22 protein-coding genes and 1 pseudogene are annotated in these 20,390 nt (G+C 44.6%); 12 read left to right on the forward strand and 11 right to left on the reverse strand.

The genetic code is table 11. The features are described from left to right. Window positions 1-57: 57 nt before the first annotated feature. Window positions 58-1,431 (forward strand): NAD(P)/FAD-dependent oxidoreductase, encoded by a 1,374-nt coding sequence (locus ONT18_RS06805; RefSeq protein ID WP_119227861.1) that lies wholly within the window; start codon window positions 58-60, stop codon window positions 1,429-1,431. Window positions 1,432-1,580: 149 nt separating this feature from the next. Here the strand turns inward: ONT18_RS06805 and ONT18_RS06810 are convergent, their stop codons facing one another. Further along, complete coding sequence (locus tag ONT18_RS06810; RefSeq protein WP_154480891.1) at window positions 1,581-2,588, reverse strand: LacI family DNA-binding transcriptional regulator; 1,008 nt, start codon at window positions 2,586-2,588, stop codon at window positions 1,581-1,583. 281 nt (window positions 2,589-2,869) lie between these two features. Here ONT18_RS06810 and ONT18_RS06815 point away from each other — a divergent pair, with 281 nt between their 5' ends. The 5 genes from ONT18_RS06815 (at window position 2,870) to ONT18_RS06835 (ending at window position 7,730) form a co-directional block, all read left to right on the forward strand. Beyond that, complete coding sequence (locus ONT18_RS06815) at window positions 2,870-4,264, forward strand: MFS transporter (RefSeq protein ID WP_153081181.1); 1,395 nt, start codon at window positions 2,870-2,872, stop codon at window positions 4,262-4,264. A gap of 60 nt (window positions 4,265-4,324) precedes the next feature. Continuing rightward, a complete protein-coding gene (locus tag ONT18_RS06820; protein WP_117692312.1) occupies window positions 4,325-5,374 on the forward strand; it encodes a zinc-dependent alcohol dehydrogenase in 1,050 nt (349 codons plus the stop codon). Between the two features lie 169 nt (window positions 5,375-5,543). Further along, on the forward strand, window positions 5,544-6,428 hold the full coding sequence (locus ONT18_RS06825) for a carbohydrate kinase family protein (RefSeq protein ID WP_118080829.1): 885 nt from the start codon (window positions 5,544-5,546) through the stop codon (window positions 6,426-6,428). Between the two features lie 123 nt (window positions 6,429-6,551). Next, entirely contained in the window at window positions 6,552-7,286 is a 735-nt protein-coding gene (locus ONT18_RS06830; RefSeq protein WP_264904623.1) for a hypothetical protein, read from the forward strand. Between the two features lie 54 nt (window positions 7,287-7,340). Next, window positions 7,341-7,730, forward strand: coding sequence for a VOC family protein (locus ONT18_RS06835; protein WP_118139134.1), 390 nt, complete (start codon window positions 7,341-7,343; stop codon window positions 7,728-7,730). A 181-nt stretch (window positions 7,731-7,911) separates the two neighbouring features. Here the strand turns inward: ONT18_RS06835 and ONT18_RS06840 are convergent, their stop codons facing one another. The 3 genes from ONT18_RS06840 to ONT18_RS06850 all read right to left on the reverse strand — a co-directional run bounded on the left by ONT18_RS06840 (window position 7,912) and on the right by ONT18_RS06850 (window position 10,375). Further along, window positions 7,912-8,244, reverse strand: coding sequence for a cupin domain-containing protein (locus ONT18_RS06840; protein WP_022122055.1), 333 nt, complete (start codon window positions 8,242-8,244; stop codon window positions 7,912-7,914). Window positions 8,245-8,308: 64 nt separating this feature from the next. Further along, window positions 8,309-8,857: an NUDIX hydrolase gene (locus tag ONT18_RS06845; protein WP_153086305.1), complete on the reverse strand. Its 549-nt coding sequence runs from the start codon at window positions 8,855-8,857 to the stop codon at window positions 8,309-8,311. A gap of 84 nt (window positions 8,858-8,941) precedes the next feature. Next, complete coding sequence (locus ONT18_RS06850) at window positions 8,942-10,375, reverse strand: glycoside hydrolase family 28 protein (RefSeq protein ID WP_264904624.1); 1,434 nt, start codon at window positions 10,373-10,375, stop codon at window positions 8,942-8,944. Window positions 10,376-10,631: 256 nt separating this feature from the next. On the opposite strand from ONT18_RS06850, the gene ONT18_RS06855 reads away from it, so the two are divergent. Next, window positions 10,632-11,102: a GAF domain-containing protein gene (locus tag ONT18_RS06855; protein WP_264904625.1), complete on the forward strand. Its 471-nt coding sequence runs from the start codon at window positions 10,632-10,634 to the stop codon at window positions 11,100-11,102. Window positions 11,103-11,106: 4 nt separating this feature from the next. Here ONT18_RS06855 and ONT18_RS06860 read toward each other — a convergent pair whose 3' ends face one another. After that, window positions 11,107-11,946 carry a prolyl oligopeptidase family serine peptidase gene (locus tag ONT18_RS06860; RefSeq protein ID WP_264904626.1) on the reverse strand — a complete coding sequence of 280 codons (840 nt, stop codon included), beginning with the start codon at window positions 11,944-11,946 and terminating at the stop codon, window positions 11,107-11,109. A 266-nt stretch (window positions 11,947-12,212) separates the two neighbouring features. On the opposite strand from ONT18_RS06860, the gene ONT18_RS06865 reads away from it, so the two are divergent. From ONT18_RS06865 to ONT18_RS06880, 4 genes are read left to right on the forward strand one after another with little or no spacing between them, the layout of a single operon-like run. After that, complete coding sequence (locus ONT18_RS06865) at window positions 12,213-12,674, forward strand: peroxiredoxin (RefSeq protein ID WP_117727864.1); 462 nt, start codon at window positions 12,213-12,215, stop codon at window positions 12,672-12,674. 9 nt (window positions 12,675-12,683) lie between these two features. Then, the gene (locus ONT18_RS06870; RefSeq protein WP_119227872.1) at window positions 12,684-13,235 is read left to right on the forward strand and encodes a sugar O-acetyltransferase; all 552 of its coding nucleotides are present in this window, start codon (window positions 12,684-12,686) and stop codon (window positions 13,233-13,235) included. 25 nt (window positions 13,236-13,260) lie between these two features. Next, window positions 13,261-13,524, forward strand: coding sequence for a GlsB/YeaQ/YmgE family stress response membrane protein (locus tag ONT18_RS06875; protein WP_022120864.1), 264 nt, complete (start codon window positions 13,261-13,263; stop codon window positions 13,522-13,524). Between the two features lie 27 nt (window positions 13,525-13,551). Continuing rightward, entirely contained in the window at window positions 13,552-14,061 is a 510-nt protein-coding gene (locus tag ONT18_RS06880) for an HD domain-containing protein (protein WP_264904628.1), read from the forward strand. 98 nt (window positions 14,062-14,159) lie between these two features. On the opposite strand, the gene ONT18_RS06885 is transcribed toward ONT18_RS06880, so the two are convergent. From ONT18_RS06885 to ONT18_RS06895, 3 genes are all read right to left on the reverse strand, one after another. Further along, window positions 14,160-15,338, reverse strand: coding sequence for an IS4 family transposase (locus ONT18_RS06885; RefSeq protein ID WP_264904630.1), 1,179 nt, complete (start codon window positions 15,336-15,338; stop codon window positions 14,160-14,162). A gap of 144 nt (window positions 15,339-15,482) precedes the next feature. Further along, window positions 15,483-16,025, reverse strand: a complete 543-nt coding sequence (locus ONT18_RS06890; protein WP_117587733.1) for a beta-class carbonic anhydrase — start codon at window positions 16,023-16,025, stop codon at window positions 15,483-15,485. Between the two features lie 37 nt (window positions 16,026-16,062). Continuing rightward, window positions 16,063-16,785: a phosphatase gene (locus ONT18_RS06895; protein WP_153139586.1), complete on the reverse strand. Its 723-nt coding sequence runs from the start codon at window positions 16,783-16,785 to the stop codon at window positions 16,063-16,065. A 160-nt stretch (window positions 16,786-16,945) separates the two neighbouring features. On the opposite strand from ONT18_RS06895, the gene ONT18_RS06900 reads away from it, so the two are divergent. Continuing rightward, the gene (locus ONT18_RS06900; protein WP_264904633.1) at window positions 16,946-17,698 is read left to right on the forward strand and encodes a YaaA family protein; all 753 of its coding nucleotides are present in this window, start codon (window positions 16,946-16,948) and stop codon (window positions 17,696-17,698) included. A gap of 436 nt (window positions 17,699-18,134) precedes the next feature. Here the strand turns inward: ONT18_RS06900 and ONT18_RS06905 are convergent, their stop codons facing one another. The 3 genes and pseudogenes from ONT18_RS06905 to ONT18_RS06915 all read right to left on the reverse strand — a co-directional run bounded on the left by ONT18_RS06905 (window position 18,135) and on the right by ONT18_RS06915 (window position 20,384). Next, window positions 18,135-18,797 carry a hypothetical protein gene (locus ONT18_RS06905; protein WP_118254053.1) on the reverse strand — a complete coding sequence of 221 codons (663 nt, stop codon included), beginning with the start codon at window positions 18,795-18,797 and terminating at the stop codon, window positions 18,135-18,137. A 232-nt stretch (window positions 18,798-19,029) separates the two neighbouring features. After that, window positions 19,030-19,317, reverse strand: a pseudogene (locus tag ONT18_RS06910) (AAA family ATPase); the annotation flags it as partial. Between the two features lie 245 nt (window positions 19,318-19,562). Continuing rightward, entirely contained in the window at window positions 19,563-20,384 is an 822-nt protein-coding gene (locus ONT18_RS06915) for a hypothetical protein (protein WP_264904635.1), read from the reverse strand. Window positions 20,385-20,390 lie beyond the last annotated feature (6 nt).

A 20,390-nucleotide genomic window follows, 5' to 3' on the forward strand; every position in this document is an offset into this window, starting at 1 on the left:
TAGAGAACAGAATTTTCAGCAAATATATGTAATTAATATGTAAAAACAGCAGTAGTTATGAGCATTAATATCAAGAGAAATCAGTTGAAGAGAGTAGTTATCGTAGGTGGCGGACTCGGTGGTCTTCGTTTGGCAGAAGACCTCTGCAATTCAAACCTGCAGGTGGTGTTGATCGATAAGAACAATTTCCATCAGTTCCCTCCGCTTATCTATCAGATAGCCTCAGCAGGTATCGACCCAAGCTCCATCTCCTTCCCTTTCCGCCAGATTTTCCGCAAGCGCAAGAACTTCTACTTCCGCATGGCAGAGGCGAGAGCCGTATTCCCAGACAAGAAGATTCTGCAGACTTCCATCGGTAAGATTGAGTACGATTACCTGGTGTTCGCAGCAGGAACCACTACCAATTTCTATGGCAATGCCAACATCGAGAAGTGGGCTATTCCGATGAAGACCGTTTCAGAGGCAATGGGATTGCGCAACGCCGTGCTGAGTAACCTGGAGCGTGCATTGACCTGTGCCACAGAAGAGGAGCGACAGGAACTCCTGAACGTGGTCATTGTGGGCGGTGGTGCCACAGGTGTGGAGATAGCCGGAGCCCTCTCTGAAATGAAGCGCTACGTGATTCCTTACGATTATCCGGATATGGACTCCTCTCTGATGCACATCTATCTCCTGGAAGCGGGCGACAGACTGCTCGCCGGAATGTCACAGGACTCTTCCAAGAAAGCATACGATTTCCTCACAAGCATGGGTGTGGATGTGCAGTTTGGCAAAATGGTAACCGACTACAAGGACCATAAGGTACTGATGAAGGATGGTCAGGAGATTCCTACCCGCACCTTCCTCTGGGTATCAGGTGTAAAGGCACAGCCTATCACGGGTATTGATGGCGACCATCTGGGTCGTGGTTTCCGCATCGTGGTAGATGAATTCAACCGCATCCCTGGCATGGACGGTCTCTTCGCCATCGGCGACCAATGTATCCAGACCACAGACCCAGCTTATCCTGGCGGTCACCCACAGTTGGCTCAGGTAGCCATTCAGCAGGCAGCACTTCTGGCTAAGAATATCCAGAAGATTGCCGAGGGAGCCACTGATTCCCAGCTCAAGCCTTTCCGCTACAAGAACCTGGGTTCTATGGCTACCATCGGAAGACACAAGGCTGTAGTAGAGCTTGGCAAGTTCCACAGCCAGGGCTTCTTTGCCTGGGTATTGTGGCTGGTGGTTCACCTCCGCTCCATCCTTGGCGTAAAGAACAAGGTAATGGTAATGCTCAACTGGCTCTGGAAGTACGTAAGCTATAACGATTCTATCCGAATGATTACCTACGCCACCAAGCCTAAGGAAGTGCGCGACCGATTAAAGCGTGAACAGACCACTCACCTCGGCACCGACTTGCTGGAGAATGAAGAAGAGGAAGAGGAAGCTTAAGATAAGGCGATAGATTAAGCTTAAATGCTTAAAATAAAGAGATAGAAAACGGGTGTATCATTCAATAATATAGATGATACACCCGTTTCTTTTACACTGTTTTCTGAAAATAGCTTCTTTTATGCAGATTCCTGAAGCCGATACCTTTATTAAGTAGATTCCCTTATCACTGTTTCACCTCTCAATGCAATTTCCTCTATCCTTCTATAACCATCGGCAATATGCTCCAGCAGCAGTCGGCAACTTTCCTGCGCCATTTTCTCAATAGGCTGCTCCACTACCGTCAACTGAGGATGAACTAAGGTAGCCAGAGCTGTGCCAGACATGCAGCAAAGTGCCACATCCTCCGGAATGCGCAAGCCACGTTTCTGGATAGCACTCTTGGCTCCCAAAACAGCAGTCTCCGTAAAGCCAAAGACCGCATCAAAGGGCACATTCTTCTCCAGGAAACGCTCCATCACCCAACTACCCTCTTCAGCCGACAATGCTGGCGACAAGACATCTTGCGCCTGATACTCTATATGAAACTTTTCCAGCGCATCCCGATAGCCCCTCAATCGTTCATAGCTGTTTCGGATATAAGCAGGTCCCGGGATATGAATAATATGCTTATACCCCTTGCGCAACAAAGTCTCCACCATGAAAAACGACATGATGTAATCGTCCATGTGCACCTGTGAAGCCTTTACCTTCTCCACCGTTCTATCGAAAAACACGATGGGAATGCCCCTTTCTATCACCTTATTATATAGGTCCACATTATGCTCCTTATCGCATGCACTCATCAGGATGCCATCCACACGCAGCTGCTCCATCATCAGAATGTTCTCTCTCTCCTGCTCAGGATTCTCGTTAGAGATGGCAATCATTACCTTATACCCCTGCTTGCGCAAGATGGCTTGAGCATCATTGATAAAGGTCATATAGAACGTTGTTACGATTTCGGGAATGATGATGCCGATGTTATGAGTACTCTGCTGGCGAAAGTTCACAGCCAGTTCGTTGCGATGATAGCCCATCCGCTCGGCAGTTGCCAATATCTTCTGCAAGGTTTCCGCCTTCACATTACCCGTATCTCCCGAAAGAGCACGCGAAACGGTGGACTTGGAAATCCCCAACTCCCTTGCAATGTCCATGATGGTTACATATTTTGCCATATCTCTTTTTGGTTTCTTGTTATATGTGCCTGCAAAGATACTTATTTTCCACGAAAGCAACAACAAAAAACAGAGAAATCTTTTTGGGAACGGTTGCGGAAAATGGGAACGGTTGCGGGAACGGTTGCGAAAAAAGAGTCGATTTTTTTCTTGTTTCTTCTGCAAAATCGTTCTATCTTTGCAACGTGAAAAGGAAAAACGATTTCTCAAATCGCTCTATTCCTACACAAAACAAAGAATAAACAACATTAAGTATCACAATCAAACCTAAAAAAAGAAATATGGAACAAGATTCTAAATTTCAAGCGAACACTTCGCTAGAGAACAATTCACAGGGAAAGGTTCCCTTCATCAGTAAGCTCGCCTATGGTATGGGCGATGTGGGCTGCAACTTCAGTTGGATGTTCGTGGGCAATTTCCTCATGATTTTCTACACCGATGTGTTCGGAATCAGCATGAGTGCCGTAGCAACCCTGATGCTTGTTTCCCGATTCTGGGATGCCATCAACGACCCCATCATCGGCACACTTACCGACAAGACCCACACCCGATGGGGACGATTCCGCCCATGGCTGCTCTTCGGAGCTCCTATCACGGCACTGGTACTGATACTCACCTTCTGGGCACATCCGGAATGGAGCCAGACCGCCAAGATTATCTATATGGCAGTAACCTACTGCATCCTGGTACTGGGATATACCTGCGTGAACCTGCCTTACGGCACACTCTGCGGAGCCATGACGCAAGACATCGATGAGAGAGCCAAGCTCAACACCAGCCGTTCGGTGAGCGCCATGATGGCCATCGGAGTAATCAACATCGTAACCGTTCCGCTCATCAGCTGGTTTGGCGCAGGTGATACAAAATATGGTTATCTGGCTGTGGCTGTACTCTACGGCATCATCTTCGCTGCCTGCCATCTGTTCTGTTTCCACAAGACCAAGGAAGTGGTAGAAGTTCCTGTGGGACAGAAGCTCCCTCTAAAGGTGCAGCTACGCTCCGTGATGAAGAACAAGCCCTATCTGCTCGCCCTCTTAGGACAGTTGCTCTTCGGTTTCATCCACTACGGACGCAACGCCGACATGCTCTACTATTTCACTTATGTAGAAGGTTCGGCAACGCTCTTCTCCTACTATTCCATGGCCATCATCGTGCCAAGCATCATAGGTGCAGCCTGCTTCCCTCTGGTATTCAGAAAAACGGGCAACAAGGGTTTCACGGCAGCCATCTTCGCTTTCCTCACCGGTATTACGATGATAGGTCTGTACTTCTTCAGCCCTAACGGCAGCGCCATCATGTTCTATCTGTTCTCAGCTTTGTCGTGGTTCTTCTTCTCAGGCTTCAATACAGCCATCTATGCCATCATCCCCGACTGTGTGGAGTATGGCGAGTGGAAGACGGGCATCAGAAACGACGGATTCCAATACGCCTTCATCTCGCTGGGCAACAAGATAGGAATGGCACTCGGCACATCGCTTCTCGCCATTGCCCTGGGCAGTGCAGGATATGTAAGCAACGCTGTGCAGAATCCAGAAGTATTGAACATCATGCACCACGCCTTCAGCACCATTCCGGGAGTCTTGTGGATCGTCACCGCAGGATGCCTCTGCTTCTACAAGCTCAACAAGAAGCAATACAAGCAGATCATGACCGATCTGGAGAATAAGAAGAAATAAAAAAAAACGGGATCTTTCATCCCACCAACATAACAATAACAATTTCAAAACATTATAATTATGAGACAGGCAATATTGGTAGAACCAAAGCATATCGAATTCAAGGAAGTAGCAGAACCAAAGGCAGCAGACTTAACTGCTCATCAGGTTCTCGTCAACATCAAGCGCATCGGCATCTGCGGTAGCGAGATTCACTCTTACCACGGTCTTCACCCAGCCACCTTCTACCCAGTGGTTCAGGGACATGAGTACTCTGGAGTGGTTATGGCTGTAGGCAGCGAAGTTACCGTCTGCAAGCCTGGCGACCACATCACCGCTCGCCCACAGTTGGTTTGCGGCAAGTGCAACCCTTGCAAGAGAGGACAGTATAATGTTTGTGAGCACCTGCGTGTTCAGGCTTTCCAGGCAGATGGTGCAGCACAGGATTTCTTTGTAGTAGATGACGACCGCGTGGCTAAGTTGCCGGAAGGCATGAGCCTTGACTACGGTGCCATGATTGAGCCTTCAGCCGTTGGTGCCCATGCCAGCAACCGCACCGATGTGAAGGGTAAGAATGTAGTAGTGAGCGGTGCAGGAACCATCGGCAACCTCATAGCCCAGTTCTGCATTGCTCGTGGCGCCAAGAATGTACTCATTACCGATGTAAGCGACCTCCGCCTGGCTAAGGCTCGCGAATGCGGCATCAAGCACACCCTCAACATCACCAAGAAGACCTTGAAGGAGGCAGCCCAGGAACTTTTCGGTGAGGAAGGCTATCAGGTAGGTTTCGAGGTAGCAGGTGTAGAAGTTTCCATCCGTTCGCTGATGGAGACCATCGAGAAAGGTAGCGACATCGTGGTTGTGGCAGTCTTTGCCAAGGACCCAGCCCTCAGCATGTTCTATCTGGGCGAGCATGAGTTGAGACTCATCGGTTCAATGATGTATCGCCACGAAGATTATCTCACAGCCATCGATTACGTAAGCAAGGGCATCGTCAACCTCAAGCCACTCGTAAGCAACCGTTTTGCCTTCGAAGAATACGATGATGCCTACAAGTTTATCGACACTCATCGCGAAACCAGCATGAAGGTTCTCATCGATTTCGAACAGAAACCTGGAGAGAAGAAGTAAAGAGATAGAAGAGAAGAAACATACTGCAAACGATTGCAGAAATTGGAAACGATTGCGGGAACGTTTGCAGAAAGTTTAGATGATTTTTCTTTGTGAAGGTAGCTGAAAAATGCTACCTTTGCAACAGAAATCAAGTAACATCTCTAACATTCTTAAAGTAAAAATGACAATGGAAAAGAAACAATCAGTGATAGGTATCGGCGAGGCACTCTTCGATGTGCTTCCAGAAGGAAAGAAGCTAGGTGGCGCTCCAGCCAACTTTGCTTACCATGTTTCGCAGTTCGGACTCAATAGCTGTGCGGTCAGCGCAATGGGCGATGATGAGTTGGGCAAGGAACTGGAGAAGGAACTCAACGATCACCATCTCAACTATCAGATAGACAAGGTAGCCTACCCTACAGGCACCGTCCAGGTTTCACTCGATGCCAACGGCATTCCTTGCTACGACATCAAGGAGGGAGCAGCCTGGGACAACATTCCTTACACCCCAGCCCTGGAGGATTTGGCAAAGAACTGCACCGCAGCCTGCTTCGGTTCACTGGCTCAGCGCAATGAGGTTTCCCGTAACACTATCTACCGCTTCCTCGACCACATGCCTGAGGGAGAAGGAATCCTCAAAATCTTCGATATCAATCTCCGTCAAGGCTTCTATACCAAGGAGATTATCACCGAGAGCATCAAGCGATGTAACATCCTCAAGATCAACGACGAGGAATTGATCACCGTAAGCCGCATCTTCGGCTATCCGGGCATCGACTTGGAGAATAAATGCTGGCTCCTCTTGGGCAAGTACAATCTGAAGATGCTCATTCTTACCTGCGGCGTAAACGGCAGTTATGTATTCACCCCTGGCGAAGTTTCTTTTATCGAGACACCGAAGGTGGAAGTGGCAGACACAGTGGGTGCCGGTGATTCATTCACAGGCGCATTCGTGGCAAGCATCTTGAAGGGTAAGAGCGTAAAGGAAGCTCATGAATTGGCAGTAAAGGTTTCGGCATTCGTCTGTACCCAGAACGGAGCCATGCCGGTCTTGCCAAAGGAATTTACAAGATAAGCCCTTATTTGCCCAAATTATATGCAAATTATAATTATCAGTAATATATGGTTTAAGTAATTAGTTAACGTTTATAAGGTTCATAGTTAGTTAGGTTCAAAAAGTTTATTTTGTAGTAAAACCATGAAAAGAATTGTAGTTATTGTTTTGATGATGGCTGCTTGCCTGGGAAACGCCCAGGCACAGCTCCATCTGAAAGCCAACGTGCAGAACAATCATCTGTGGCGTGGCATGGAAGTTTCCGACGGCATCGTCCTCCTCACCGACCTGAGCTATACGATGGCCAACGACCACGTTACCGTGGGACTTTGGGGTGGCTGCAACTCGGAAGGCTCCTACAAGGAGTTTAACCATTATCTGAATCTGAAGGCTGGCGGTTGGGGATTCGCCCTGTGGGACACCTACAACTTCTCCCCTGGCGCCAGCTATAATAATAAGGAATACTGGAACTACTCTGCTCATACCACCGGCCGATTCCTCGATGCTACATTAAGCTACCGGTTTCAGGACGAGAAGTTTCCACTGCTCCTGAGCTGGTCAACGGTAGTCTTCGGACGCGACCGCAACAGCGACAACACGAAGCAGAAATATTCCACCTTCGCCTATGCGGAATATCCTATTTATCAGAAGGATGGCTGGAAGGTTGATGCAGGAGTAGGTGGAGCCTTCGCCCTGAACAAAGCTGGCGAGGATGCCCACTTCTTCGGAACCACGGCAGGCATCGTTCACGTATCGCTGCAAGCCTCCCACGACCTCAAGCTCGGCAACTACACCATTCCGGTTTATGCCAAGGGCATGTGGAATCCGCAGAGCAACGAGAGCTATTTCCAGATTGGAGCAGAAATCATCCGCTTCTAAATCTTCAATACACAAAAAGTTTTATCATAACAATCATCTAAACACAGATTCATTATGAAAATCAAAGATTTTACAACAGGTGTGCAGCACATCGGCATTCCTACCAACGACATCAACAAGACCATTGAGTTTTATCATGCCTTGGGCTTCGAGACAGCCCTCCGCACAGTGAACGGCACCGAGGAAGTAGCCTTTCTCCAGCTCCACAATCTCATCATCGAGACCTATCAGAACCATCAGGCAAAGATGGAATATGGGGCCATCGACCACATCGCCATCGATGTAAAGAACATAGAGAATCTCTTCCTGGTAGTGAAGGAAGCAGGAACCTTCAAGATGCTGGATCAGCAGGTAAATGGTCTTCCATTCTGGGAGAACGGCGTAAAGTTCTTCACCATCGAGGGGCCAAACAAGGAGAAAATCGAGTTCTGCGAGAAACTATAATCAGCAGCATATTCTTTTAGATAAAAAACAGATGACTATAGCTATATAAGAGAGAAGAATGACGAAAGTCCAGCTTGGAGCCTTTTTATACTTTTTATAAGAGAGGCATCCGAGTTGGACTTTCTTTTTTCATTTTCCTCAGGAGGAATATAATATGGTTTTCCTTGATACTCCAGGGATATTAATGATGCTCAGGCACAATGGCGAGATACACCAGATCATGATCTGTGAGATTCTCCATATAATGAGCGTGGTTCATAGGACAATAATGCACCTGTCCCTGTCGAACCTCTTCTACGGTATCATCATAATGGAAAGTAGCAGTGCCGCTTACCACATAGATAATCTCGCAGTTGCCCTCGTGAGTATGAAGACCAGTTGATGCACCCGGACGCAAGGTAGAATACATAATCTTCACCTTGTCATCCACATAGTTACGAGTATCGAGTTTACCCTGTCCACCCTTGAAGCCCTCCAAATGAGCCTCAGCAATCTTTTCGAAATCTATTACCATCTTTATAATGTTTATTGTTTAATGTCTAATATTTACTTGGCTTTTATAAAAGAAGCCCTGCAGCTTACTTTGCTTTCGCAAAATACTTCCATAGCGGAGCCGCCATCAGGCTTTGCCAGATTTCTCCCTTCTCCAGCATATCCATCACTTCATCCCTGGAGAAGAGGCGAATCTCGATATCCTCAGCCTGGTCAAGATGCTGAACATCCATACGCTCCACATCCGTAGCCAGATAGCAATGGGTAAGATTGGTATGCGTACTTGGGTTGGCAGAAATCGTCATCCACTTCTGCCAGTTTCCGCCACCGAATCCAGTCTCTTCCATCAGCTCTCGCTTGGCAGCAACCATCGGGTCTTCGCCCTTCTCTATCACTCCTGCGCAGAGTTCATTCACCGTCTTACCTATCGCATAGCGATACTGGCGCACAAATACGAACTCTCCCTCCTTCGTAATGGCGATGGTGTTCACCCAATCAGGATATTCCAGCACGTAATATTCATCGATAATGGCTCCCGTAGGCAATTCCACCTTATCCACTCGTGCCGTGAGCCATGGCTTCTCTATCAGATATTTCTGCGAGAGCGTCTTCCATTTCATATCTTTATCAGCCATTTTCTTACTTCATTTAAAAAACTGGATTTTCTTCATTTAAATTGATGATGCAAAAGTACAAAAAAAGATTGAAAAACAAATAACTTACTTGTTATTTCTTTCGAAAACTTTATCCTTTGGAGTATCCTGGGTAGGAGTTCCCACCTTGCCGCCTATGCTGCATTCACCCATGTTCACACCCAGCACATTCTCGAAGCTGATGCCTGTCTTAGCATTTTTTACTTCAATCTTGTCGAATGAAACATTAGTAACAGGCTTAGCCTCTGTACCCTGCAAAACCAAGGCTGCAGCACTCACGTTGTTACACTTCAAACCATCCACGAAGATATTCTTCACGGTAGAGAAATGATGGTTTGTCTGTCCCTCACCTGCATAACGGCTGGTTACGTAGAAGAGATCCTCCACATCACCAAACGTACAGTTTTTTACAAATACATTCTCCACAAAACCGCCACGATCAGGATTGGTCTTGATAAAGATTCCACGCTTGCAATAGCCAGCATAATCACAGTTCTCTACGATTACGTTTCTTACACCAGAAGACATTTCGCTGCCGATAACCACCGCATGCAAGCCCTTGAAATGACAGTTGCGGATGATGATGTTCTCTGATGGCATCTTGGCATTCCAGCCATCATTGTCACGTCCGCTCTTGATGGCCACGTTGTCGTCACCATTATTAAAAGCAATGCCCTCTATCAGGATGTTTCGGGAACACTCTGGATCAAGACCGTCGTTATTGATAAGCTTGGCATCATATCGCAAATTACGACAGATGATATTCTCACTCTTTAGGAGATGAATGCACCAGAAAGGAGAATTGATAATCTTCACGCCTTCCAGGGTAATGCCCTGGCAGTTGTAGAGCTGAACGAGCTGAGGACGAAGCCAGTAGCCTTCTCCAAACTTGCGCTCACTTACAGGCACTTCCTCGTGATTCATCTTGCGGCTCAACTGCTGCGCTTTCTTCTGATTAGGCTTCCACTTGGCAAAGGTAGTCATAGCGTTGCCGTCGATGGTTCCCTCGCCAATGATAGAAACATTCTTACAGCCATAGGCATAGATGAGAGGAGAATAGTTGTAGAGGAAAGTTCCCTCCCAACTGGTATTAACGATAGGATAGTACTTCTCTTCTGGCGCAAACTTCAGGGTAGCTCCCTTCTGCAGTTCCAGACAGATATTGCTTGCCAGTACGATAGGTCCCTTAATATAATAGGTACCCGCAGGCACCACAATCTTGGCACCCTTCATCACCGAAGCCTTCTTGATGGCTTTGGCAAAGGCAGCACGGCAATCGGTCTTTCCATCGTTCCTGGCTCCGAAATTCTTGATCTGCAATGATTTCTCAGCAATCTTTGCACCGGAAATATGATTCAATATACTGTCACGAAGAGTGACTCTTCGCTGCTCAATCGCAGTAGCAACCAAAGTATTTTCTCCTGCTACCTGAGCATTTCCCTGAAGGCTGTTGAATGCACAAAGGCAAGTCATAGCCATTAAAATAGTTTTTGTATTCATTATAGTTTGTTTTTATGATTTCGATTGCAAAATTAATAAAAAAACGCCAGATAACTTAGAAAAAGACCTGAAAAATATCTTGTTTAAGTCAGGCTAATCTATTTTTAGCCCCTATTTTTAGAAGGTTTGATTCATTCTTAGCCCCTAATTTTAGAAGATTTAACCCATTCTAAGCCCCTAATTTTAGAAAAAACAGTATCTTTGCAAGGCATAAAAATCATTCGCATAAAGGAATTTAATCAAATAAAAAGACATCATGGCAGAACATCTTATTATAAAAGGAGAAACGAAGGAGGAACTTTACGCTACCCTCCTCCCTCAGCTTAAGTCGCTCATAGAGGGCGAAAACGACATCATCGCCAATATGGCGAATATTTCAGCATGCATCATGGACACCTTCCACTTCTGGTGGGTGGGCTTCTACCGGGTCATCGACGGAACTCTTGTGCTGGGTCCTTTCCAGGGACCGCTGGCCTGCACCCGCATCAAAAGGGGCAAGGGTGTTTGCGGAACGGCTTGGGATAAAGCGGAGACCATCGTGGTAGAAGATGTAGAGAAATTTCCAGGTCACATCGCCTGTAGCAGTGCCTCCCGTTCAGAGATAGTAGTGCCTGTTATCAGGAATGGTGAGGTAATCGCCGTACTGGATATTGACAGCGAACACCTCAGCACCTTCGATGATATTGATAAGAATTGGCTGGAGAAGGTAGCAGAACTGTTCACCTGATTCCTTAATATTCATTTCCCTCTTGCTTGATCACACTCGGACCATCGATGAGTTCAGGCTGAGGGGCATTTCTGTTCACATCACCATATGCTCTGCCCAGATCACTCATCGTAATACTGATGTTGCGGTTCACGGGTCTGTCCTTATCTGAAAGGCTGTGTGAGAAGAGCCACTGATAGGTTTTCTTCAGATAAAACACGCGGGCAGGAGTACCGTGATTGGCACCCTTCCACCAGTCGTATATCAATCGGGTATCCTTGCCATCCTTTTCAAGTTTATCTACCACCACCTTCGATTGCTTGACCGGTACTGCCCTATCTGCTGTGCCATGGATAATCCAGAAAGGCAAATCGCCCAATCCGCTCACATCCTTATACGAACAGCCGCCACACAGCGCCATGCCGGCAGCTATTCTGTCGGGATAAGTGGCGCAGACATCCATGGTGCCATAACCGCCCAAACTCATGCCCAAGACATAAACCCTATTAGAATCGCATGGGTAATTCTTCTTCACCCAGTCGAGCATATCCATGATTTTCTTCGGATTCCAGGCTCCTCCCGGATTCTGCGGAACGATGGTCAGCGCATCGATATCGCGCCCCTTGACGATGGCATCAAGCGGTCCGTATCTTCTCACCTTATTCAGATTTCTTCCACAAAGACTGGCTCCATGCAGAAAGATGATGACCGGTGTCTGCTCTTGCGAATAGAAATAATCTACCGGCGTATAAACCCAGAAGTTGTAACCTCCCGGAATCTCATCTTTCACAGCTCGCAGAAAGTCGTAAGCCGACATGCTGCATACGGAAAGACAGAATAATATAAACAAAAATATCTTCTTCATTTTCTTTTTTTTTACCTGTTTAGTATCACGCTCCCTGTTTCATACCATGAACGTTCATCACACAAAAGTAAGTAAATATCAGCATATTACCAAATATCCTCCCTATATTTTTCTTTTTTTTATCCAAAAGAAAGATTCGTTTAAACTTCCAGGTAGAAAGATAAACAACGATTATTTGTGTTAAAAATCATAAGAATCACATCGGTTCGCATTATTTTTATTATCTTTGCATCATAACAAGACATATAATAAATAAATATAGAATTATGAATGTAGGAGATAAAATACCAGAGATTCTTGGCATTGACCAGGACGGACGTGAGATAAAGGCAAGCGACTACCGTGGTCGCAAGATTGTGCTCTACAGTTATCCGAAGGCTAACACCAGCGGATGCACTGCCGAAGCCTGCTCCCTGCAGGCACATAAGGAGGAGCTGGCAGCAGCCGGTTATGAGATTATCGGCGTGAGCAAGGACAAGCAAGCTCTGCAGAAGAAGTTTGCCGAAACCAAGGGTTTGCAGTTCCCTCTTATCGCAGATACCGAAACCACCCTACTGCAGGAACTCGGCTGTTGGGGCGAGAAGGTAACCTGCGGCAGAAAGACCATCGGCATCCTCCGCACCACCTATCTCGTCAACGAAGAAGGCGTCATCGAAAAGATCTTCACTCCAAAGGAGATCAAAACCAAGATTCATGCAGAGCAGATTCTGGATTACATCCATCAATAGAGAACAAAGATGACAGAATTTGAAAAAATGAGAAACAGCGAGCTCTATGATTTCAGCAACAAGGAAGGCATGAAAAGCATAGAGCACGCCAACCGTCTCTGCTGCCGCCTGCAGACGCTAACCCTGTTTGATGAAGACTATCGAACCATTATCGAAGAACTGATTCCTGGCATTCCAGCTTCAGCCACCATCTGTCCACCCTTCCACTGCGACCATGGTCACGGCATCAAGGTGGGTGAGAATGTATTCATCAACTATGGCGCCACGATGCTCGATGAAGGCTGGATTACCATCGGCAACCGCACCCTGATAGGTCCGAACTGCCAGCTGGTAACCCCTAACCACCCCATCAATTATATGGAACGACGCAAGCCAGTAGAAACAGGCTTCCCCATCACCATTGGCGAGGATTGCTGGCTGGGCGCAGGAGTCATCGTCTGCCCTGGAGTAACCATCGGCAACCGCTGCGTAATCGGTGCCGGCAGCGTAGTGGTCAAGGATATTCCTGATGACTCCATGGCTGTGGGAAATCCGGCAAGAGTTATCAGAAAGCTCAGATAACAAGAAAAAATAAAATCAAAAGAGTATGTTAGAACACATTGCAGATTTCACAGCGTGGCCAATCCTTACGGGAATTTTCATTGGCTATATTGCCAACCGCATCATGAGCGGCGAAGGCAAAGGATGTTGTATGAACCTATTCATAGGTATTGTGGGCAGTTATGCCGGCGCCATCATCAGCAATCTGCTGAACATAGAACTGTTTGGCAAGGGTTATCTTACCAACTTCGTCTTCTGCGTCATTGGCGCCATAGCGGTATTGTGGATTTGGAAGAAACTCTTCGATTAGTATTCTTTTTATTGGTTAAAACATAAAATGATGACAAACAAGGAATTGATACTCGCCAATCTGATGAGGGCGATGATAAAATACGATGGTGGCGATGCGCCACGCATCCAGCATTTCGTGAAGGTACACGATTTTGCCCGTATGATTGCAATAGCAGAAGGAATGACCGGAGAAGACCTCTTCGTGCTCGAAGCAGCAGCCATTCTTCACGATGTAGGCATTCACGTTTCAGAAGCCAGATACGGCAACTGCAATGGCAAGCATCAGGAAGAACTGGGTCCTGGCGAGGCAAGAAAAGTACTGTCAGAAGTAGATGGATTCACAGCCACACAGATAGAAAGAATCTGCTGGCTCATTGCCCATCATCATACTTATAAGGATGTAACCAGCCTCGACCACCGCATTCTGCTCGAAGCAGATTTCCTGGTCAATTCCTTCGAAGACCATCTTGCTCTTGAAGGCATCATCACCTTCCGCAATCATGTCTTCCGCTCGGAATCAGCTATCAGTATGCTGAATGATATGTGGGGGCTGTAACGAAAGCTACTTTCTTGAAAAGAGCATCATAGAGGGAAGGTGAAAGTACAACAAACTGCTGTTATGTATTTTAATTAAAATAATCACTGCTGTCCCGTTTAGAAATCATCGGGCCTGAAAAGGCTAGGATATAGCCAATCCTCCGTCTCTTCTGTTGGAACAGCTTTGTTAAACAATTCATTTAAAGGAGTCTTGTCCGTAAGGAATAGACCCACGTTCTTTGAAATAGTGTGTAGCGATTGATCTATGTGCATCACTTTCTTTGCATAAGCTAAAAGCAAGTATGTGCATATGGCAATCCAGATTTGCAGATATATGGCATTCTCGGAAGTTCCATAAAAGGATTTGATGTGAAGGTGTTGCTTAATCCATTTAAAGTAAAGTTCCACGTTCCATCTTTCCCTATATAATTCAGATATGGTAAGCGCTTCATATTCCATGTTGTTTGTGAGAAACCTATACACCTTACTTGTTGCATAGTCCTCATAGGTTATCATTCTAAGTTCTTCAGGATACCATTTGGCAGTATGTAGTCCTGTTAATTTGATACGTTCATCAGAAATGATACCAGTACTCTTGTCAACTTCGGCTTCTGATACAACTTCAAAAAGCATGTTATCTTTTGCCCTAGTAACAAAGAATGCATTCTTCTTAGTTATCAACTTGAAGAGTCTGTTGAAATCTACATATCCTCTGTCCATCAAATAGATAGCAGAAGGTTCTATGTAGAGATCATCAAGAGCTTTTACATCATTAACTGATGCAGAAGTCAAATAAACTGAGACTGGAAGATTTCCTCGCAAATCGACTAATGTGTGCATTTTGATGCCACCTTTGTTTTTGTGATACTTTGCCCAAGGACATAATTTGAGACACAGACTTATAGTACTGCTATCAAAAGCATATACCATGTTGTCTAGGTCTAATCTGAACTTGTCTTTGACATAAAGAGGACGTACTTTTTTCAAAAGAACGTCTGCAAAATCTTTATAGATATGCCAATCTCGCTTCTCGTTAGCTTTTGCTAGAGTATTACGTGGTACAGCATAACTAATACCACAATGGTAAAGTTTGCTGGAGAGTGCCGTAAGGCAGTTTTCTATATCTCGAAGACTATCACGACCTGTTAATTGAGCATAGCTCATTACTAGGAATTGGTCTTTGCAAGAGAAGTCTCTTGCTCTGTAGTTTCCCTTATAACGGTCTACACAAGTTTTGAAATCACGTTCTGGTATAAGTGACATAATCTGAGAGAATATAGTTTTGCCTTTGTTCATCGCACACGTATTTTAAATATGCGTGCAAAGATACAAAATCAAATCGAATACACTATAAAAAGTCCGTAAACTTTTGAGTATTAATAACTTATTTAATAATCGTCTCGTTTTAACGGGACACTAGTGTAAAATAATACCTTTATTCTATTTTACTTCTGTCAGTTTGCCCGTCTGTGAGTCAATAATATAGCCATGAAGATTGACGTCTTTTGGTACGAGAGGGTGTGTACGGATCGTATTGATGGTATTCCTTACAGAATCCTCTGTGTCGTGGAATCCCTCCAGCCAATGGTCGAGGTCGATGCCGCAAAGCCCGATGGTATCGATAACATTCTGATGGATGCCACGTTTGAGCATCAATTTCTTCATCTGCTGTCCGTTCATGTGGCATGCACCGCAGTTGGAGTGGGCGATGACCATGATTTCCTCTACACCCAATTCGTAGATGGCTACAAGGAGACTACGCATGGCTGAGTCGAAAGGACTGATAACCAGTCCACCGGCGTTCTTGATGAGTTTGGCATCTCCGTTCTTCAGGCCCAAAGCTGCTGGCAGAAGCTCAGTGAGGCGGGTGTCCATACAGGAAAGAATGGCAAGTTTCTTGTCTGGATATTTACTCGTAAGATACTTTTCGTAAGCCTTACTGGCTACGAAGTTTTCATTATACTTGATGATTTCTTCTATAATCATAGTCGTGTAAATTGAAATGTGAAACTAAATTTTCCTATTTCTCAGGGGTTGGCTTGAGGTAAGCCATGAATTTCTCTGGCTGATAGTTGAGAACCAGCTCATCCGGGAACTCTGCTTTTTCTACCAGTGGCATAATGTTGCTGTAGTCGGCAATCATCGTAGAGAAGTGGGCATCACTTCCGAAGATGACTGGAGTTTCATACTTCTTGGCAAGTTCCAGCAGTTCCAGATTATTGGGAGCAGCCACAGTCTTGTGGCGAATAGGAGCCATAGAATGGTTGTTGATTTCAAGCAAGGTATGCGTCTCCCTGGAAACTTTCATGAGTTCCTCGAAATCCAGTTCTGCCGTACCATCGCCGGGATGAGAGATAATCTGCACGAAGGGATTGCGCATGGCATTGATGACACCCTGCGTATTCTCCTCCTTACTTCCTCCCTGCCAGCAAAGGCTATGGATGCCTGCTATTCGGATATCCAGCATACGCCAGTAATCCTCATCGAGATCGATATCTCCCTTCGTATTGAGAATGTTGAGTTCTGCTCCAAGCATCAGTTTGATTCCATAGAGCTGGCGTGGAACACAATGAAGGTTTCTGAAATAGATAGGATCACAGGTACCCGGGATATTGGGACCGTGCTCTGTGATTCCCAAGATATCCAACCCTTTCTCCTTTGCTGTCAAGGTCATTTCCTGCAAACTGCTGAAGGCATGACCTGATGCTATTGTATGTGTATGAACGTCTAATAATGTTTTCATGGGGCAAAGGTAACAAATATTTATAGATTACACAAGAAAAAGTACTATATAATGCTCGTTTTATAAAAAATTTTAATTTTATGGGATTTTTCTTGGCTATTTAGCATTGTATATTGATTTTTTCTTATCTTTGCAAGTACAATTCAAAAGATTGATTATTATGCAGATATTATTGGCAAATGCCAAAATCATGTTTGAGAAGGCAGACAGGAAGCCTATCTCCGTGCCACTATTCCAATCAGTTGCCAATGACTTGGCCAAAGAAATGGCAATGATGAATGTAGAGGAATTGGCTAAGCAACTGGATTGCAGCAGCAAGATTGCAATGACGAACTGGAAGCGATATCATGATTTTATGGCAACTGAAAAGATGCCTGCTATCCTGGCTTACAATGGTCAGGCATACAAACATTTGCGTGCCAGTTCTTTGAGCGAGGAGTCGTTAGAGTATGCCCAGAAACATCTCTGGATTACCTGCTTCCTTTATGGATTGCTTCGACCGTTGGATGGCATCGTACCTTATCGTATGGAGCATTGCGTATCGCTCGAAGCTACAAACGACAAGCCTATCAATCAGTTCTGGAAAGACAAACTGACAGATGTTCTCATCGATAGTGTGAAAGCTGATGATGGTATACTCATCCATCTTTCTACAGAGGAATATGAACATCTGTTCGATTGGAAGAGAGTATGTAAAGAGATAAAGATCATTCAGCCACTCTTTTATGTCCGCCAGAAAGACGGCAGATTGAAGATGCAGGCTGTATGGGCTAAATCTTGCCGTGGAGCCATGGTGAGATATATTCTGAATAATCAGCTTCTTACTCCAGAGGAACTGGCAGGCTTCAGTTACGAAGGTTTTGAATATGAGCCAGAATTAGGAGAAGCTGCTTTTCCTCATTTCGTTCGTTGAAATAGAACAAAAGCAAACGAACGTTATAAAAAGGAAGATGCTGTATGTTTGGATTGAATGAGAGCACCCAATATATCATAGAAGTATCATCATTTTACGATTGTACAACTAAAAAGTGTATAGTTGTACAACTAAAGAGGGTATAGTTGTACGACTAAAAGGTGTTGTCACTAGGCTCAGCAGAGGTGCTGACTGCAGTCAGCAGACCTGCTGACTAGGCTCGGCAGAGCTGCTGAGCCTAGTGGCAATGTCTGAGAAGGTTTATGCTTGTACTCTAAAAGACGCTAGTTCTGACTCCAGGAAACGCTTCTTTTAACTCTCGGAGACGTATCCTTCAACGAGAAGAGACGCTTCATTCAAGTTAAGGAGACGCTTCATTCAAGTTAAGGAAACGATTCCGTCAACCTAAAGAGCCGTTTCAACAACTACGTCTTAGTTACTCCTTCTTCCACAAACGATAGAGCGTTATAGGACCTTCCTTGGTAGCATACATTCTGGCAGCCGGTTCCTCACAGAGATCATTCAACACCTTATTGGCATGATAGCGGGTAACACCGAATTCACGAATCATATCCTTCACCGTGATATAACCCTGCTGCTGACAAATCTCTACAATATCAGCAAACTCCTTATCCGCCTCTTTTGGAGTAGATTTCACACTCCAATACTGTCGGCTGCAACCATTAGAGTGGCGCTTCAGTCTTTCCAGAAACTCCTTCGTGGGCTGAATTTCCAAGCCGCAGATATCCACCTCATTGGCTGGAATCAGATCCCCCTCATGATAAGTCCTTTTCCATTCGATTCCATTCTTGTCCTTATGCTTCACCATCCCCAGCTTTGGCTTGACAATAAACATATCGCCTACCCTCACCTCGTTGCCCTCAGCCAAGGCGTAAAGCGTTTCATCCTCCAGCGTTTCCAATGCGGAGATAAAGGACGAAACGTTCATCGCACAATGATCGCGAACACGCTTTTCCATCTTCTCCCTGTCAACGATATCCTGTTTCACGAACATCGGATGTATCTGATACTTACCGCTTTCGTCCTTCAAGGGCGTGCGATGCTCCAAATAATTGATTGAACCTGTTGCTCTAGCCATATTCTTAGTTGTTTTGATTCTTTAAAAGATTATGCGCAAAAATACTGATTATTAGCGAGATAAGCAATTATTTTATGTTAACTTTGCTAAATCAGACTCATACGAGCCATTATAATCAAGATTATCTGTGTTAAAATTCACAAGAACACCTCATTTCTCATTATTTTTTATTACATCAACATTACGTGTACCTACTTCATTTAGGTTACCAGTCATGAACTGGTAGATCACCCAAGAACAGAACCTGGTAAATTCCTTGCAGGGATGTAAGGTGCTGGCCTATCCACAAATTACCGAAGAGTTTTTCGAAACTCTCCTTCTGATTACAGTCATAGTAAGAGTAGAGCATACTGAGAAACAGGCTTTTTCCATAACGACGGGGACGGATGAAGAAGAGATTGCGAGGCTGCTTCTCCAGCTCTGGCAAAAAAATCGTCTTATCGACATAATATAGATTCTGACTCATCACCGTGGCAAAATCAGATACTCCGTATGGTACTTGTTTTACTTGCTGTTTCATCATGCAATGAAATTTAACCAGTTTACATGTGCAAAGTTACGGCTTTATTTTGAAACAGCCTAAGTTTTCACTACTTTTTTGTTCAAATAAAAAATCCCTGCCATAGGAAGCCTTTCCTACAGCAGGGATTATTTGATAATATCACTCGCTGTCCTCGAGCTTGATACCGAAGACTGGCACGTTCTAAACGTTGAGGCGCATAGCCAGGTTGTTAGGAATCTGACCATCGGTAAATACATCTTTGATTACTTGGCTGTAATTGAAAAGCAATGCTCTTCATCTAACATATCTTTTCCATTATTAGTTTTCAATACAAACGTATCTTGTTCTCTAAAAGAAGAAAGATATATTCTTTGAAATCTTGATTGCTTTAATCTTTCTCTAATAGCAGATAAGTCTGCACCTTCTATATTTATTTGATTAGATACGATGTTTTCTACCCATGGAATATAAATATTTAGCCACAATTCATCTGTATGCTCATATTCTACAGACTGCTTCTCCTTTTTCTCTATTTCCCTTAGAATATCTTTCCATTTTACTGGCCAAGGACTAGATGTATGAAAACAATCCACATAACTATAGGGAGAAGAAGTCTTAACTTTGATTTGACGAATGAGTTTCGTACTTATTGGGTATCTTTTATAACGTATAGCCTCAATATGCTCTATCAATTCATTTTGAAAATCATCATAATGCTTACCTTGGTATACTGCATCCGTTGTAAAGATTTGTACTCTATAACATTGGTCTTTTGTCAAGTTTACGAAATATGGATTTTTCTTGAATTTCTCACATTCTTTCATTAACCACTTATAGTTTTTCTTCTTACAAAGTGGTTTCTTTCCCTTATTTTTATCTTCTTTACTTATGTAATTGGAAGGATAACATTCTGTTACCTCTATTCCTATTCTTTTTTCACAAATCGCAAGAACAATATCAGGTCTGTCTTTCTTTTCCCTTTTAGGAAAGGTGTATACATCAGGATAAATTTCTTTCCTAATTATCGACAACAAGTTTTCTGATTGAAACTTTTCACGCTCTTCTTTTCTTTCATCTATATCCATTGCTTC

It is taken from the genome of Segatella copri, from assembly GCF_026015295.1.
In the GTDB taxonomy this organism is placed as follows: Bacteria; Bacteroidota; Bacteroidia; order Bacteroidales; family Bacteroidaceae; genus Prevotella; species Prevotella copri_C.

Bases quoted from the DNA above. Each gene is read 5' to 3' on its own strand.
- ONT18_RS06805 (WP_119227861.1), top strand. From the start codon at position 58: ATGAGCATTAATATCAAGAGAAATCAGTTGAAGAGAGTAGTTATCGTA.
- ONT18_RS06810 (WP_154480891.1), bottom strand. From the start codon at position 2,588: ATGGCAAAATATGTAACCATCATGGACATTGCAAGGGAGTTGGGGATT.
- ONT18_RS06815 (WP_153081181.1), top strand. From the start codon at position 2,870: ATGGAACAAGATTCTAAATTTCAAGCGAACACTTCGCTAGAGAACAAT.
- ONT18_RS06820 (WP_117692312.1), top strand. From the start codon at position 4,325: ATGAGACAGGCAATATTGGTAGAACCAAAGCATATCGAATTCAAGGAA.
- ONT18_RS06825 (WP_118080829.1), top strand. From the start codon at position 5,544: ATGGAAAAGAAACAATCAGTGATAGGTATCGGCGAGGCACTCTTCGAT.
- ONT18_RS06830 (WP_264904623.1), top strand. From the start codon at position 6,552: ATGAAAAGAATTGTAGTTATTGTTTTGATGATGGCTGCTTGCCTGGGA.
- ONT18_RS06835 (WP_118139134.1), top strand. From the start codon at position 7,341: ATGAAAATCAAAGATTTTACAACAGGTGTGCAGCACATCGGCATTCCT.
- ONT18_RS06840 (WP_022122055.1), bottom strand. From the start codon at position 8,244: ATGGTAATAGATTTCGAAAAGATTGCTGAGGCTCATTTGGAGGGCTTC.
- ONT18_RS06845 (WP_153086305.1), bottom strand. From the start codon at position 8,857: ATGGCTGATAAAGATATGAAATGGAAGACGCTCTCGCAGAAATATCTG.
- ONT18_RS06850 (WP_264904624.1), bottom strand. From the start codon at position 10,375: ATGAATACAAAAACTATTTTAATGGCTATGACTTGCCTTTGTGCATTC.
- ONT18_RS06855 (WP_264904625.1), top strand. From the start codon at position 10,632: ATGGCAGAACATCTTATTATAAAAGGAGAAACGAAGGAGGAACTTTAC.
- ONT18_RS06860 (WP_264904626.1), bottom strand. From the start codon at position 11,946: ATGAAGAAGATATTTTTGTTTATATTATTCTGTCTTTCCGTATGCAGC.
- ONT18_RS06865 (WP_117727864.1), top strand. From the start codon at position 12,213: ATGAATGTAGGAGATAAAATACCAGAGATTCTTGGCATTGACCAGGAC.
- ONT18_RS06870 (WP_119227872.1), top strand. From the start codon at position 12,684: ATGACAGAATTTGAAAAAATGAGAAACAGCGAGCTCTATGATTTCAGC.
- ONT18_RS06875 (WP_022120864.1), top strand. From the start codon at position 13,261: ATGTTAGAACACATTGCAGATTTCACAGCGTGGCCAATCCTTACGGGA.
- ONT18_RS06880 (WP_264904628.1), top strand. From the start codon at position 13,552: ATGATGACAAACAAGGAATTGATACTCGCCAATCTGATGAGGGCGATG.
- ONT18_RS06885 (WP_264904630.1), bottom strand. From the start codon at position 15,338: ATGAACAAAGGCAAAACTATATTCTCTCAGATTATGTCACTTATACCA.
- ONT18_RS06895 (WP_153139586.1), bottom strand. From the start codon at position 16,785: ATGAAAACATTATTAGACGTTCATACACATACAATAGCATCAGGTCAT.
- ONT18_RS06900 (WP_264904633.1), top strand. From the start codon at position 16,946: ATGCAGATATTATTGGCAAATGCCAAAATCATGTTTGAGAAGGCAGAC.
- ONT18_RS06905 (WP_118254053.1), bottom strand. From the start codon at position 18,797: ATGGCTAGAGCAACAGGTTCAATCAATTATTTGGAGCATCGCACGCCC.
- ONT18_RS06915 (WP_264904635.1), bottom strand. From the start codon at position 20,384: ATGGATATAGATGAAAGAAAAGAAGAGCGTGAAAAGTTTCAATCAGAA.